Below are 14,137 nucleotides of genomic sequence, written 5' to 3' on the forward strand. Positions count from 1 at the left end.
AGAAGCGGAGAATTCAGATGTTTTGGGAAAAGAAGCTCGCCGAATGGGTAGGCGACGTCAGGGCGAAGACGAACTTGCCAGCGCGCCTAGTGCTATGGAATGGTGAACAGTTCGACTTTGGCCAATTCGCCACGCCGGACGTCACCTTGAAGGTCAATCACGTATCGGCGATGCCGCTCTTGCTCGAGCCGAGTCTCGACCACCTCGGCGAAGCGTATGTGAAAGGAAAAATCGACATCGACGGCAAGCTTTCCGACATCATTTCGATCAGCTATGCGCTCGCCAGAAACACCGTGACCCATGCGAGCAAGCTCGCCCGCGTGGCACGCTACTTCAATCACACCAAAGCATCGGACAAGAAATCCATTCAGTATCACTACGATGTCTCGAACGATTTTTACAAGCTCTGGCTCGACGAGAATATGGTGTATTCGTGCGCCTACTTCGAGAACGGCAATGAATCGCTCGGCGCCGCGCAGCTGAAAAAGATCGACCACATCCTTAGGAAGATTCAGATTCAGCCGGGCCAGCGGCTGCTTGACATTGGTTGTGGCTGGGGTGCGCTCGTGCTGCGCGCCGCGCAGAAGTTCGGTGCACGCTGCGTGGGCGTCACGCTGTCGCAGAATCAGTTCGATCTGGCCACCGAGCGCGTGAAGGCGGCGGGCCTCGCGGACCAGATCGAGATTCGTCTGCAGGATTATCGTGACGTCGCAGGCCCGTTCGATCGCATTACGAGCGTCGGCATGTTCGAGCATGTCGGCCGCAAGAACCTGCCTGATTACTTCGGCAAGGTTCGCGAGTTGCTGACAGAAGACGGCATCGCCATGAACCACGGCATTACGTCGACCGACTTCTCCAGCGGCGAAACGGCGCTCGGTGGCGGCGAGTTCATCGATCGCTATGTTTTCCCGAATGGCGAACTGCCCCACATCAGCCTTGCGCTCGAAGCGATGCAGCGCGGCGGGCTTGAGGCGATCGATGTCGAAAGCCTGCGCCGGCACTATGCCCGCACGCTCGAAATCTGGTCGGACAATTTCGAAGCACATGCCGATGAGGCGCGCAAACACGTCGACGACGAGAAGTTCCGCATTTGGCGCGTGTATCTGGCGGGCTGTGCGTACGCCTTCGAAAACGACGACGTATCGATCTATCAAATCGTCTGCCGCAAGGCGGGCCGCAGCGCACAGACGCTGCCGTGGTCACGCCGCTACCTGTACGATCAGCCGCTTTGAGCATGCGATTCGCGTGATATCGATGGGTGACAAGGCAAGCGGTTCGTCATTTGACCAGTTGGATCTGTTTGGCACGGTGCGGGAGGACAAGGCCGAGTCGCCCGAGGGAGCCGGTAGCGGCGAGACGAAGGCCGCCGACATAGCCACCGCGCCCGATCTCATACCGTGCAGCGCTCCGGATGCCGCCCTGGCTGGCACCTTCGAACTCGAGCCCAACGGCATGCACATCGCGACGCGAAAGCGCCGCGCACGTGAGGTGCTCCCGGCACAAGTTCCGGCCGATACGCAGGCAGCAGCGCTTGCGTTGCCACCGCAGGTCCGGCTCGGCACCTCCTCGTGGTCGTTTCCGGGATGGGAAAGCATCGTCTACGGTGACGCTTACAGCGAGTCGAAGCTCGCGCGCGATGGGCTTGGCGCCTACGCGGCGCATCCGCTGCTGCGCACGGTCAGCATCGACCGCTCGTTCTATGCCCCGCTCAACATTGCCGAGTACCTGCGCTATGCGCAGCAAGTTCCCGACGACTTTCGCTTCATCGTCAAAGCACCGGCCTCGGTGACCGATGCGACCTTGCGCGCCGGGCGCGGCGAGCCGATCGCAGACAACCCGCGTTTTCTCGATGTGGAACTTGCCGCGCGAGAGTTCGTCGAGCCCTGCGTCGCAGGGCTTGGCAGCAAAGCCGGCGCACTCGTGTTTCAGTTCCCGCCGCTGCCCGCTCGCTTGTTGGCCGAACCGGCCGCGTTTGTGGAACGGCTCGGGGCCTTCCTGGCCGCCTTGCCACCGCTCCCACAAACGTTAGGGGCGGCCTGCGGGACCTGTTACGCAATCGAGATCCGTGACGCTTGCCTGCTTACGCCGCGGCTCATTCGAATGCTGCGCGAGTGTGGCGTGCGCTATTGCATCGGGCTGCACGCGCGCATGCCCGATCCGCTGCGGCAGACGACGGCGCTGGCGCTCTTGGACGGGGAAACGCCATCAGGGCCGCTCGTCGTGCGCTGGAGCCTGCATAGCGGGTTCAAATACGAGCAAGCTAAAGCCAAGTATGAGCCCTTCAACCGGCTCGTCGACGAGGATCCCGGCACACGCTCGAGCCTCGCCGAGCTCGCCACGCGCTACGCGCTGGCCGGACAACCCGTTCTCATCGTCGCCAACAACAAGGCGGAGGGCTCGGCGCCGCTCACCTGCCTCGCACTTGCGCGCGCGATTATCCAAGCCCGCGCGCGAGCGTTAAACACCTGAGCGCATCCAGCCCGCGAACTTCGCCCGAAACTTCGCCACTTTCGGCGCCACAACGAACGTGCAATAGCCCTGCTCCGGATGCTGAGCGAAGTAGTTCTGATGGTAGGCCTCTGCCGGCCAGTAGTTACCCTCAAGCGCCTGCACCTGCGTCACGATCGGCTGATCGTAGACGCCTTCGCGAGTCAACTCGCGAATCACCTCGAGCGCGACATCACGCTGGCTATCCGAGTGCGTGAAAACAACCGACCGGTATTGCGTGCCGACATCGTTGCCTTGCCGGTTCAGTTCGGTAGGGTCGTGGATCGAAAAGAAAATCTGCAGAATCTCGCGATAGCTGATTCGAGTCGGATCGAATTCGACTTTTACGACTTCGGCATGGCCTGTGCCGCCGTCGCAGACCTGCTCATAAGTGGGATGCTCGACGGCACCTCCCGCATAGCCCGACTCGACGGACTTCACACCATCGACGTCGAGATAGACTGCCTCGAGACACCAGAAACACCCGCCGCCCAGCGTGGCGGTTTCGCTTGCCTCAGTCATGGCTGCTGCTCCTTGCATTTCATGGGAAAGGTCGGCGCCAGTAAAAGTGCGCCGCCCCCAAAAGCTTAGTGCGTTTTTCATGCCCGCGGCGGCAATCCCGGCAGCAAGGCATCGACACGGCCGTTCGGTACATGGGCCGAGTGCGGCGGGATACGTCCCGATTCCATTAGAATCTCAGCTATTCGCCGATTTACGAGATAATTTTTTCGGTTCCGCTCTCGTCCTCGTCGACGCGCCGCCGTATTGCCGACTATCCGCGCGCCGACACGCTGGACGATACCACGGGGCCTTCGCCACTCGATGAAACTTGCCAGCCCTCCGAACTTTGATTCCGCCACATTGCGCCGCGCCCTCGGACAATTCGCGACGGGTGTCACAGTCGTCACCACACGTGCACCCTCCGGGCAGCTGATCGGGATCACCGCGAGCTCGTTCAACTCCGTTTCGCTCGATCCGCCGCTCGTGCTTTGGAGCCTTGCGACGCGATCCGCTTCGATGCCCGTGTTTCGTGGCAACAGCCATTACGTCATCAACATCCTTTCCCACTCGCAGCTCGACATTTGCCAGCGCTTCGCCACGCTCAAAGGCGACCGCTTTGCCGGTGTACCGCATGCCGCCGGCGACACGGGAATGCCTGTGCTCGAGGGCGCGCTCGCTTGGTTCGAATGTCATAACCGCAGCCGCTACGAGGAAGGCGACCACGTCATCTTCGTGGGCGAAGTCGAGCGTTGCGGCATTCACCCGGACGCCGCCAGCATGACGCCCCTGGTCTATCACGCCGGCGCGTTTCACGACCTGACGCCGCGCTAGCGAGCCATCACCGGGCAGCCGGGACGCTAACGCCCGGCGGGCTGCGGAAGGGTCACAGGCACGCCGGAATCCTCCTTGAGCGTTTGCAGAACGATATTGGAGCGGATGTCCATGACACCCGGCGCCTTGTACAGCTTCGTCAGCACAAAGTCGGAGAAGTGCTTGAGGCTATGGGCAAGCACATGCAACAGATAATGGCTCTCGCCCGTCACGACAAAGGCACCGACAACCTCGGGCCAGTCGTGCATGGCCTCGGCAAACCGTTCGTGCCAGTTGTCCTGATCGTTGCGCATGGACACCTGAACAAACGCCTCCAGTTCGAATCCGAGCGCATCACGATTCAGGCACGCGCGGTACCGCTCGATGACGCCCTGCTCCTCTAGCAACCGTAGCCGACGCAGACAAGCAGATGGGGACAGCGAGATGCGTTCAGCCAGATCGAGGTTGCTTATTCGTCCCTCATTCTGCAAGACACTGAGAATCCGACAATCCGTGGCATCAAGCGAGATTGCATTCATTTTTGCCCCCCTTTTGTCCCTTGTCTCGAATTATGTTCTAGCCGAACCCGCTGCGGGCGACAATTTTGCAAGCACTTTGCGTGCGACCTCGACTAAGATTCCTCACATCGACGGCACACGGAAAACCGATACCAACGCAGTCGGATACATCACCGGTCATAGACTGCGGCACGCCGGTATGGCCCAGCAACGCTGGCTGCGCATATCGCGCGCGTAGGGCACATGGAGGCACGGCTCGCCCGTGAACGTAACGCACATCACCGTAGATATTTCGGCATCCTAAATATCTACCGTCACTGCTCTCGTTGATCCGTATGAAAACCCGTGACGAAGCACGCTCGTTAGATCGCGACGATCCACTCGCCCCCATGCGCCGCCGGTTTGCGTTGAATCCGCGGACGATCTACCTCAACGGCAACTCGCTCGGTGTCGCCCCACGTGCCGCTGTAGCTCGCGCGCGTGCCGTGATCAGCGAGGAGTGGGCCGACGGTCTCATTGGCAGCTGGAACAAAGCGGGCTGGTTCGCGCTTGCCCGCCGACTCGGCGACAAGCTCGCTCCGCTCGTTGGTGCTGCAGCGGGCGAGATCGTCGTCACGGATACACTCTCGGTCAACCTGTTCAAGCTGCTTTGCGCCGCGTTGCGCCTCGCTGCCTCACGCAATGACGATCGACGGGTGATCGTCGCGGAGCGCGGCAACTTCCCGACCGACCTCTACATTGCGCAAGGCGTCATTGATCACCTCGAGCGCGGCTACGCGCTACGCCTTGTCGACGATGCAGCGCAGCTGCCAGATGCCATCGATCGCGACACGGCCGTCGTCATGCTGACCCACGTGAACTACCGCACGGGCTTCATGCACGACATGGCTGCACTGACGCAGGTCATTCACCGGGCCGGCGCATTCGCGCTGTGGGACCTTGCGCATTCGGCCGGTGCCGTGCCCGTCGACCTCAATGGCGCCGGTGTGGATTTCGCCGTCGGGTGCACCTACAAGTACTTGAACGGGGGACCTGGCGCGCCGGCCTTTGCTTGGGTCGCAAAGCACCATCAAAGTACGATCGTCCAGCCACTCTCGGGTTGGTGGGGCCATCGGGCGCCGTTCGACATGGATCCCGTCTACCGGCCGGATGAAGGCATCGGCCGAATGCTATGCGGCACACAGCCGATCGTGTCTCTGGCGCTCGTCGAAACCGGACTCGACGTGTTTCTCGAGACCGATATGCGCGCCGTGCGTCGCAAATCGCTTGCGCTGACGGACGCCTTCATCGATCTCGTGGAGACACGCTGCGCCGGCCACGCGCTGACGTTGATCACACCACGCGCGCACGCGCAACGCGGATCACAGGTGAGCTTCGCTCATCCGCACGGATACGAGATCATGCAGGCGCTCATCGCGCGAGGCGTCGTTGGCGACTATCGCGAGCCCGGCGTACTGCGGTTTGGCTTTGCGCCGCTTTATACCCGCTTCGTCGATGTCTGGGACGCCGTTGAAGCGCTGCGCGACGTGCTTGCGACGCAAACATGGCGTTCGCCCGAGTTTGCTGCGCGCCATTCGGTGACTTGATGTACCCATGCCGGTTCTGGGTTCCCCAACCATTATTAGGAGTCCTGAATGAGTGACCACTGGCCTTTTCCCAATCCGCCCGGTGCACCGCAAAGTTCACCACATCCGCCACATCCGCCGCACGACGGCTCGCAGGATGCGAACCGTGAAAGCGCCAAGACGATGACGTATACGGAGTATCTCGCGCTCGAGCAAATCCTGTCGGCGCAGCATCCCCTCTCGCCCGATCACAACGAGATGCTCTTCATCGTCCAACATCAAACGAGCGAGCTCTGGATGAAGCTGGCGCTCTATGAGCTACGCGCGGCGCTCGACTGCGTCAAGCGTGATGCGTTGCCGCCGGCCTTCAAGATGCTGGCTCGCGTCGCTCGCATACTCGAGCAACTGGTGCAAGCCTGGAATGTGCTCGCCACGCTCACGCCCTCGGAATACACGGCGATGCGACCTTATCTTGGGTCGTCCTCCGGATTTCAGTCATATCAGTATCGCGAGATCGAGTTCTTGCTAGGCAACAAGAGCCGACGCATGCAGGAGCCGAACCTTCATCGCCCCAATGTGCCGGCGCGGGTGGGCGCCACGTTCGAGGCGCCCTCTTTTTACGATGAGGTGGTTAGGCTACTTGCGCGCCGGGGATTTACCATCGATCCGGCTCGCCTCGAGTGCGACTGGACGCAACCGACAGCGCACAACGCCACCGTCGAAGCAGCCTGGCTCGAGATCTACCGGCATCCGCAGCAGCACTGGGAGCTTTATGAGTTGGCCGAAGAACTTGTCGACCTCGAAGACGCGTTCCGTCAATGGCGCTTTCGCCATGTGACCACGGTGGAGCGGATCATCGGCTACAAACAAGGCACGGGCGGCACGAGCGGTGTCCCCTATCTGCGCAACATGCTCGACATCGTGCTCTTTCCCGAACTGTGGCACGTGCGCACCCTGCTCTGAAGTGCACGAAAAGGGCGAGAGCGATTTGCCGCACGCCCTCGTCATTGTCCGCCCAGGTGGGTTGATATGTTATAACATCCCCATGTCATCAAGTCGTCAAATGGGGAAACATCATGTCAGACGCCGCCCATTGCCTTGCCGAGCGCTTGGCGCACGCCGAAGCGTTCGCGGCCAAGCATGGCCTGATGCTGACGCCGCTGAGGAAGCAAGTGTACGCGCTGGTCGCGGCCACCGGCCGGCCCATCGGCGCCTACGATCTGCTCGCGGGGCTCGAGCCGGAGCGCGGCCGTGTGCCGCCGACAACGGTCTATCGCGCGCTCGACTTCCTCGTCGAGCACGGCTTCGTGCACCGGATCGAGTCGCGTAATGCATTTGTTGCCTGCTGTGAGATCGGCAAGCCGCATCAAAGCCAGTTCCTCATTTGCGAGCGCTGTGGCGACACCGTTGAGATCCCCGGCGAGGAGCTAGCCGAACGCCTCTCTGCAACGGCGCCCGCGCAGGGCTTCGAAGTGCACAAGCAAGTCGTGGAGCTCTCGGGCCTGTGCGGCGAATGCAAAGCAAAGTAAGTCACGGGTGCCCCCTTTTCGTTTTCGGGAACCGTAAGCGCGCCCAAATGCACGCATGTGCCGTGATAAGCGGCGCTAAAACGCAAGGAAGAAGAATGAATGTTGTCGTGAAAGCGCGACGGATCGCAACCCACGTCCGTCGTTTGCCGACCGTGGTCGTTGCCGGGCTTGCAGCGCTTGCCTTGAGCGGTACTGCGCTGAGCGCGAACGCGAAGACGGTGAACGTCGTGGCGGCAGAGAACTTTTACGGCGACGTCGTCAGCCAACTGGGCGGCAAGCACGTCCAGGTAACCAGCATTCTGAGCAACCCCGACCAGGATCCGCATCTTTTCGAGGCGAGCACCGCAACGGCACGCGCGTTGCACCGGGCAGATCTCGTCGTCTACAACGGCGCCGATTACGACCCGTGGATGGACAAGCTCCTCGCTGCATCGAAGAACGCGCAACGCGCAACGATCGTGGCGGCGGAGCTCGTGGGCAAAAAGAGCGGCGACAATCCGCATCTCTGGTACGACCCGGCGACCATGCCGGCCGTCGCGAGCCAGGTCGTCAAGGCGCTCGAACAAGCGGACCCTGCGAACAAGAGCGACTACGATGCAAACCTCGCCACGTTCCTCGGCTCGATCAAGCCGATCACCGACAAAGTGGCCGCGATGAAAGAGCAATATCACGGCACGCCCGTGACCGCGACTGAGCCCGTGTTCGGCTACATGGCCGACGCGATCGGCCTTTCGATGCGCAACCCGAGGTTTCAGCTCGCCGTCATGAACGATACCGAGCCCAGCGCGAAGGACATCGCCGCGTTCGAGAACGATCTGCGTACAAGGCAGGTGCGCGTCCTCATCTATAACAGCCAGGCAACGGAAGCCCTCACCAAGCGCATGTTGAAGCTGGCACAGCAATCGAAGGTGCCGAGCGTGAGCGTGACCGAAACGGAACCGGCCCATCAAAACTTCCAACAATGGATGCTCTCGCAGCTCGACGCGCTGTCGGCAGCACTGGGAAGTCAGCCCTGATGAACGATATCGCACGCGAATCGCCCGGCAAACACGCGCTCGAACTCGAGCGCGTGACGCTCATGCTCGGCGGCCGCACGATCCTCAAGGAAACGAGTTTCGCGGTCGACGAGGGTGAATTCATCGGGGTGCTCGGACCCAACGGCGCCGGCAAGACGACGCTGATGCGCGCGGTGCTCGGTCTTGTACCCGTGGCAAGCGGCACGATTCGCGTTGCGGGCCAGCCGGTCTCACGTGGCAACGTTTCCGTCGGCTACATGCCGCAAACACGCAGCGCGCTAGCCGGCCGGCGCTTGCGCGCGCGGGATTTCATCGCCATGGCAGCCGACGGGCATCGCTTCGGCCTACCGCGCAGTGACGCGGCGAATGAGGCCGATGTCGAGCGCGTGCTCGATCTCGTCGGCGGCCGCGCACTCGCCGCGCGTCCTCTGTCAGAGCTCTCCGGCGGCGAGCGCCAACGGCTGCTGATTGCGCAATGCCTGCTCGGCAAGCCGCAACTGCTGCTCTTGGACGAGCCGCTCATCAGCCTCGATCCTCATCACCAGCGCGGCGTCGTCGAACTCGTGCGCCGTGTGCAGCGCGAACTCGGCATCACGGTGCTGTTCTCCGCGCACGAACTGAACCCGCTGCTCAATGCGCTCGATCGCGTGCTATACCTCGGCGGCGGCGCAGCCGCGCTCGGCACTGTCGATGAGGTCATCACGCGGCCTGTGCTCTCGCGCCTTTACGGCTCGCCGATCGACGTCATGCGCGTGAACGGACGCATATTCGTCATGTCGGGCGACGTCGAAGTCGAAAAGCACGACCACGAGCACGAAGACGACGACGCGCCGCATTCTCACGGCCATACGCACCAGCACGAGCATGGCGGGCATGGCCACGGCCACACTCACGGACACACGCACGATGTTTGAATACGACTTTATGATCAACGCATTCGCGGCGTCGGGTATCGTCGCCGTTCTTGCGGGGATCGTCGGGTACTTTCTCGTCCTGCGCGGACAGACGTTTGCAGGCCATGCGCTTTCGCATGTCGGCTTTACGGGCGCAACCGGCGCTGCCCTCGTCGGTATCTCACCGCTTTGGGGCATGATCGGTTTCACGCTTGCGGCAGGACTCTCGATGGGTGCGCTCGGTGAACGGCTCGCGGGCCGCGACGTGGCTGTCGGTGTCGTCCTCTCGCTTTCGCTGGGATGCGGTCTACTGTTCCTGCATTTTTTCACCGCCTATGCGACGCAGGTGACCACGCTGCTTTTCGGCAACGTGCTGGGCGTCACCGCCGAAACGCTTTTTATTCTCGCCGGCATTGGTGCGGCGTGCCTCATCGCGCTTTGCACGATCATGCGCCCCCTGCTTTTCGCGACGCTGCAGCCAGAGCTTGCTGAGGCGAAGGGTGTGTCGTTGCGCCTCGTGTCGATGTTGTTTCTCGCGATTGCGGCATTTACCGTGGCGGCCTGCACGCAGATCGTCGGCGTGCTGCTGGTCTTCACGCTGATGGTCGGGCCGGCCGCGGCAGCTCAGAATTTGTCGACGCGACTCTCAAGCGGCATTGCGCTCGCCGCACTCTTTGCGCTCGGGCAAGCATGGCTTGGCGTGACACTCGCCTTCTACACCGACTGGCCGACGAGCTTCTGGATTACCGCGCTGTCGGCACTCGTCTACGGTGCAAGTTTGCTTGGCCGACGCTAGTCGCATCAGCCTTACTGACGCGGGGGCCGTCGCGCCCTCCGGCAGCGATGGCTGCCGCGTTCACCGGCACGCCGGGCGCTTGGCGCCTCGGGGCTTGCACTTACGGCTTCCTCCGGTATCTGCCGAGCGTGAAGCCAGCCAAGAGACCGATCGCCAAAATGGCACCATCCACCCACCCTGTCGCCAATAATGGCGGCGACGCGTTCGGCTCGCCTTTGGCGGGGGCGACCACGGCGGCGATCTCTCGCACAGTGATTTGCGTCATCCGCGGAATCTCGTTGATGCCATAGACGCAAATTTCGCCCGTCGGCAGTGCACAAAACCGCTCGGCAGGGCACTGCGTCAAGATCTTCTGCGGCGCGCCTTCACCACAAGCGGCACCCGCGCCTTGGAGCACTTTGAGCGTCACGTCCGGATACTTCGTAATTTGCTCAGGCATGGGTCACTCCTTTCGGGCGACGGGCGACGACCCACATGCAGGCAGCAAATGGGCTGCCGATCCGATCGCGTCAAGGCAAGCTGTATCGGCCGAGCCCGCACATTCCCTGCTAGACAAAGTACCGACGAACATGCCCGTCATGGGACTAGCATGTCGGCGCGCCTGGGCGCATGATGGCTCGGGTGCCGGAGAAAAACCGGCGGTGGGTACCCGATTTTTCGAGGGCTTACCATGAGCGCGCAACTGAATCACACGATCGTCTGGTGCCGCGACAAGCAGCGCTCGACGCATTTCCTCACGCAGATACTGAATCTACCGAATCCAGTTCCTTTTGGACCCATGTTGGTTGTCGAGCTCGCCAATGGCGTTTCGCTCGATTTCGTTGAAAAGGACAACGCGATTGCCAAGCAGCATTACGCGTTCTTGCTGGACGAAGAAGAATTCGACGAGGCGTTTGCGCGTATTCGCGACCAGGGACTTCACTACTGGGCCGACCCAGGCAAAAAGCGCGAAGGCGAAACGTATGTGCACAACGGCGGCCGGGGTTGTTATTTCGACGACCCCGACGGTCATGTGCTCGAGGTCATGACGCGGCCTTACGCGCTCCACGAGCAAGCAAGCTCCGCGTAGCCTTGCGTAATCGTTTTGACGTCGCGCGTTTTCTACCGCTGCTGCCCGAGCATGTCGTCCACCAAAGGCACGGCAGCCAGGGCAATGAGCAGCGTCGCGAGCGGTACCGTCGCGACGAAGCCGACGTGCTTGAAGCCGATAGCACCGGCCAAGCCACCGGCGACGAAGCATGCCAGCAGTGAAGCCAGGAGGGTGAGCCGCTGCCAATCGCACCGCACGAACCCTGCATGCTTCAACGGGCCGTTGCCCGGACCGATTGAGTAGAAGAACCGGCCGATTTCGATGCCAATGTCGGTCACGAGGCCTGTGACGTGGGTGGTGCGAATCTCCGCCTTCGAAATTTTCGTGATCGTCGCGTTTTGCAAACCCATCACGAAGCACAACAGTACGACGGTCGCCGGCACGAAAAGGACACGATGCTGTTCCAGATTGGAGCCGAGGAATCCGAAAAAAAGCAACAAGGCAGCTTCGAGTGCGAGCGGCAGCGCATAGTGGCTGCGCAGGGTCCGATGCCGGCCCCAATTAATTAGGACTGCTGACGTTGCGGCACCACAAATGAATGAGGCCAAGGACGCAAGGCTTGTCCACAGCAAGTTGAAGCTGCCAAGCGCAAGATCGTCGGCGAGCGACGACACAGTCCCTGACATGTGCGATGTGTACTGGCCTACGACAAGAAACCCACCTGCATTCGTCGCGCCGGCTACGAAGGCGAGCAAGCGCCCCAGGCGGCGATTCGCCTCGTCAGTGCGCTCGGGCTTTGTGAAGCCGCGGAGATAATGGATAGGCATCCGATCGACTCGCTTCTCGCGTGATCTGACGTTTATCGACGAAAATCAGCCGATAAACGCGTCAGATCGTAGCACAACGTGCCGACTTGCTTTCGAGCTTTCGATCACACAGCCGAAAGCGCGCGCGCGTGATGCGCGAGATGATCCTCGATGAACGTCTGGATGAAGTAATAGCCGTGGTCATAGCCTTCATGACGGCGCAGGATCAACGGCTGGCCGGCGTCAATGGCCGCCGCTTCGAAGATGTCTGGGTTCAACTGCTCGCCGAGGAAAGGGTCGGCCAGGCCCTGGTCGATGAGGATGCCGGACGCATAGCGCGCCGCATCATCGCGGGCGACGAGTTCGCTCGCATCATATTGCCGCCAAGCCTCGTGATCGTCGCCGAGGTAGCCTGAAAACGCCTTTTGCCCCCACGGACAGCGCATGGGCGCAGCAATCGGTGCGAATGCCGACACCGAGCGATAAAGGCCCGGGTTGCGCAGCGCCAGCATAAGCGCGCCATGGCCGCCCATCGAATGCCCGAAAATGCCGAGGCGCGCGCCGTCGATCGGCAGCTGGGAGGTGACTGTTTCGCGCAACTCGTCGCGCACATACGAGTACATGCGGTAATGCTTGGACCACGGCTCACGCGTGGCATCGACATAAAAGCCCGCGCCGACGCCGAAATCCCACGCATCCGCCTCGCCCGCAATCCCCGCCCCGCGCGGGCTCGTGTCCGGCGCGACAAGCGCGATGCCGTGCTGAGCCGCGAAGCGCTGAGCCCCCGCCTTGACGGTGAACGTTTCTTCCGTGCAAGTCAGGCCCGCTAGGTAAAACAGCGCGGGCACGCGCGCGTGCTTCGCCTGCGGCGGCAAATAGACGGCAAAACGCATCGGCAGGCCAATCGTCTTGGACTCGTGCCGGTAAAAACGCTGGATGCCGCCGTGGCAGGCATGCTCCTCGATCAATTCGAGCATCGCACTTCCTTCTCAATGTCATGTCGTGAACGGACCGCAAACGCAGCCGTTCACGATGCACTACTAACGACTAATTACTAGTAAACCACCACCGAACGAATCGACTCGCCCTTCTTCATCAGATCGAAGCCGTCGTTGATGCGCTCGAGCGGCAGCGTGTGCGTGATGAGGTCGTCGATATTCAGCTTGCCGTCCATGTACCAATCGACGATCTTCGGTACGTCCGTGCGCCCGCGCGCGCCGCCGAACGCGGAGCCTTTCCATTCGCGGCCCGTGACGAGCTGGAACGGACGCGTGCTGATTTCCTCGCCGGCCGCTGCCACGCCGATGATGATCGACTGGCCCCAACCCTTGTGGCAGCACTCGAGCGCCTGACGCATCGTCGTGACGTTGCCGATGCACTCGAACGAGTAGTCGGCGCCGCCGTCGGTCAGTTGAACGATATGGTCAACGACATTGCCAACTTCCTTCGGATTGACGAAATCCGTCATGCCGAACTTCTTGGCGAGCTCCACGCGTTGCGGATTGATGTCGACGCCGATGATTTTGTTCGCGCCAACCATCTTCGCGCCCTGGATCACGTTGAGCCCGATGCCCCCAAGCCCGAATACGACGACGTTCGCGCCAGCCTCGACCTTCGCCGTGAAGATCACGGCGCCAACGCCCGTTGTCACGCCGCAGCCGATGTAGCAGACCTTGTCGAACGGCGCATCCTCGCGGATCTTCGCCAGCGCGATTTCAGGCACAACGATGTAGTTCGAGAACGTCGAGGTGCCCATGTAATGAAAGATGGGCTTGCCGTCGATCGAAAAACGCGAGGTCGCGTCGGGCATCAGGCCCTTGCCCTGCGTCGCGCGAATCTTCTGGCACAAATTCGTCTTACGAGACAGACAGAATTTGCACTCGCGACATTCCGGCGTGTAAAGGGGAATGACGTGGTCGCCCTTCTTGAGCGTGCCGACGCCAGGACCAACGTCGACCACGACGCCTGCGCCTTCATGTCCGAGAATCGCCGGGAAAATCCCCTCAGGATCGGCACCCGAAAGCGTGTAGTAATCGGTGTGACAGATTCCTGTTGCCTTGATTTCGACCAGCACTTCACCAGCGCGCGGCCCAGCCAGATCGACTTCCTCGATCGTGAGCGGTGCGCCCGCCTTCCATGCGATGGCAGCCTTCGTTTTCATCGCTTCAATACTCCTTTTTCGTTTT

Annotated in this window: 16 protein-coding genes; 10 read left to right on the forward strand and 6 right to left on the reverse strand. The window is 61.5% G+C overall.

Translation table 11 applies throughout. The features are described 5' to 3' along the window. The first annotated feature begins 17 nt into the window (after positions 1 to 17). Positions 18 to 1,232: a cyclopropane-fatty-acyl-phospholipid synthase family protein gene (locus VL598_RS14810; RefSeq protein ID WP_325327500.1), complete on the forward strand. Its 1,215-nt coding sequence runs from the start codon at positions 18 to 20 to the stop codon at positions 1,230 to 1,232. Positions 1,233 to 1,254: 22 nt separating this feature from the next. Further along, complete coding sequence (locus VL598_RS14815) at positions 1,255 to 2,469, forward strand: DUF72 domain-containing protein (RefSeq protein ID WP_325327487.1); 1,215 nt, start codon at positions 1,255 to 1,257, stop codon at positions 2,467 to 2,469. On the opposite strand, the gene msrA is transcribed toward VL598_RS14815, so the two are convergent. Beyond that, positions 2,458 to 3,009, reverse strand: a complete 552-nt coding sequence (gene msrA / locus VL598_RS14820; RefSeq protein WP_325327488.1) for a peptide-methionine (S)-S-oxide reductase MsrA — start codon at positions 3,007 to 3,009, stop codon at positions 2,458 to 2,460. The two genes, VL598_RS14815 and msrA, sit on opposite strands and share 12 nt — an antisense overlap. A gap of 300 nt (positions 3,010 to 3,309) precedes the next feature. On the opposite strand from msrA, the gene VL598_RS14825 reads away from it, so the two are divergent. Beyond that, positions 3,310 to 3,819: a flavin reductase family protein gene (locus VL598_RS14825; protein WP_325327489.1), complete on the forward strand. Its 510-nt coding sequence runs from the start codon at positions 3,310 to 3,312 to the stop codon at positions 3,817 to 3,819. A 26-nt stretch (positions 3,820 to 3,845) separates the two neighbouring features. Here VL598_RS14825 and VL598_RS14830 read toward each other — a convergent pair whose 3' ends face one another. Further along, the gene (locus VL598_RS14830; RefSeq protein WP_325327490.1) at positions 3,846 to 4,337 is read right to left on the reverse strand and encodes an Lrp/AsnC family transcriptional regulator; all 492 of its coding nucleotides are present in this window, start codon (positions 4,335 to 4,337) and stop codon (positions 3,846 to 3,848) included. A 314-nt stretch (positions 4,338 to 4,651) separates the two neighbouring features. Here VL598_RS14830 and kynU point away from each other — a divergent pair, with 314 nt between their 5' ends. The 6 genes from kynU to VL598_RS14860 all read left to right on the forward strand — a co-directional run bounded on the left by kynU (position 4,652) and on the right by VL598_RS14860 (position 10,115). Next, on the forward strand, positions 4,652 to 5,902 hold the full coding sequence (gene kynU / locus VL598_RS14835) for a kynureninase (RefSeq protein WP_325327491.1): 1,251 nt from the start codon (positions 4,652 to 4,654) through the stop codon (positions 5,900 to 5,902). A 48-nt stretch (positions 5,903 to 5,950) separates the two neighbouring features. Beyond that, positions 5,951 to 6,844, forward strand: coding sequence for a tryptophan 2,3-dioxygenase (gene kynA / locus VL598_RS14840; protein ID WP_325327492.1), 894 nt, complete (start codon positions 5,951 to 5,953; stop codon positions 6,842 to 6,844). A gap of 113 nt (positions 6,845 to 6,957) precedes the next feature. Further along, positions 6,958 to 7,410: a Fur family transcriptional regulator gene (locus tag VL598_RS14845; RefSeq protein WP_325327493.1), complete on the forward strand. Its 453-nt coding sequence runs from the start codon at positions 6,958 to 6,960 to the stop codon at positions 7,408 to 7,410. Between the two features lie 95 nt (positions 7,411 to 7,505). Further along, complete coding sequence (locus tag VL598_RS14850) at positions 7,506 to 8,426, forward strand: metal ABC transporter solute-binding protein (RefSeq protein WP_325327494.1); 921 nt, start codon at positions 7,506 to 7,508, stop codon at positions 8,424 to 8,426. Beyond that, the gene (locus VL598_RS14855) at positions 8,426 to 9,340 is read left to right on the forward strand and encodes an ABC transporter ATP-binding protein (protein ID WP_325327495.1); all 915 of its coding nucleotides are present in this window, start codon (positions 8,426 to 8,428) and stop codon (positions 9,338 to 9,340) included. Before VL598_RS14850 ends, VL598_RS14855 begins: the two co-directional genes overlap by 1 nt. Then, a complete protein-coding gene (locus VL598_RS14860; protein ID WP_325327501.1) occupies positions 9,333 to 10,115 on the forward strand; it encodes a metal ABC transporter permease in 783 nt (260 codons plus the stop codon). Before VL598_RS14855 ends, VL598_RS14860 begins: the two co-directional genes overlap by 8 nt. Positions 10,116 to 10,215: 100 nt before the next feature. Here the strand turns inward: VL598_RS14860 and VL598_RS14865 are convergent, their stop codons facing one another. Further along, a complete protein-coding gene (locus tag VL598_RS14865) occupies positions 10,216 to 10,554 on the reverse strand; it encodes a hypothetical protein (protein ID WP_325327496.1) in 339 nt (112 codons plus the stop codon). A 231-nt stretch (positions 10,555 to 10,785) separates the two neighbouring features. Between VL598_RS14865 and VL598_RS14870 the strand changes: the two genes are divergently transcribed. Beyond that, a complete protein-coding gene (locus VL598_RS14870) occupies positions 10,786 to 11,184 on the forward strand; it encodes a VOC family protein (RefSeq protein WP_325327497.1) in 399 nt (132 codons plus the stop codon). Positions 11,185 to 11,216: 32 nt separating this feature from the next. Here the strand turns inward: VL598_RS14870 and VL598_RS14875 are convergent, their stop codons facing one another. The 3 genes from VL598_RS14875 to VL598_RS14885 form a co-directional block, all read right to left on the reverse strand. Further along, entirely contained in the window at positions 11,217 to 11,972 is a 756-nt protein-coding gene (locus VL598_RS14875) for a YoaK family protein (protein WP_325327498.1), read from the reverse strand. A gap of 104 nt (positions 11,973 to 12,076) precedes the next feature. Beyond that, entirely contained in the window at positions 12,077 to 12,928 is an 852-nt protein-coding gene (gene fghA, locus VL598_RS14880; protein ID WP_325327499.1) for an S-formylglutathione hydrolase, read from the reverse strand. Between the two features lie 77 nt (positions 12,929 to 13,005). Next, positions 13,006 to 14,112, reverse strand: coding sequence for an S-(hydroxymethyl)glutathione dehydrogenase/class III alcohol dehydrogenase (locus VL598_RS14885; protein ID WP_325327502.1), 1,107 nt, complete (start codon positions 14,110 to 14,112; stop codon positions 13,006 to 13,008). Between the last annotated feature and the right edge of the window lie 25 nt (positions 14,113 to 14,137).

The organism is Trinickia sp. (assembly GCF_035492435.1).
Classification (GTDB): Bacteria; Pseudomonadota; Gammaproteobacteria; order Burkholderiales; family Burkholderiaceae; genus Trinickia.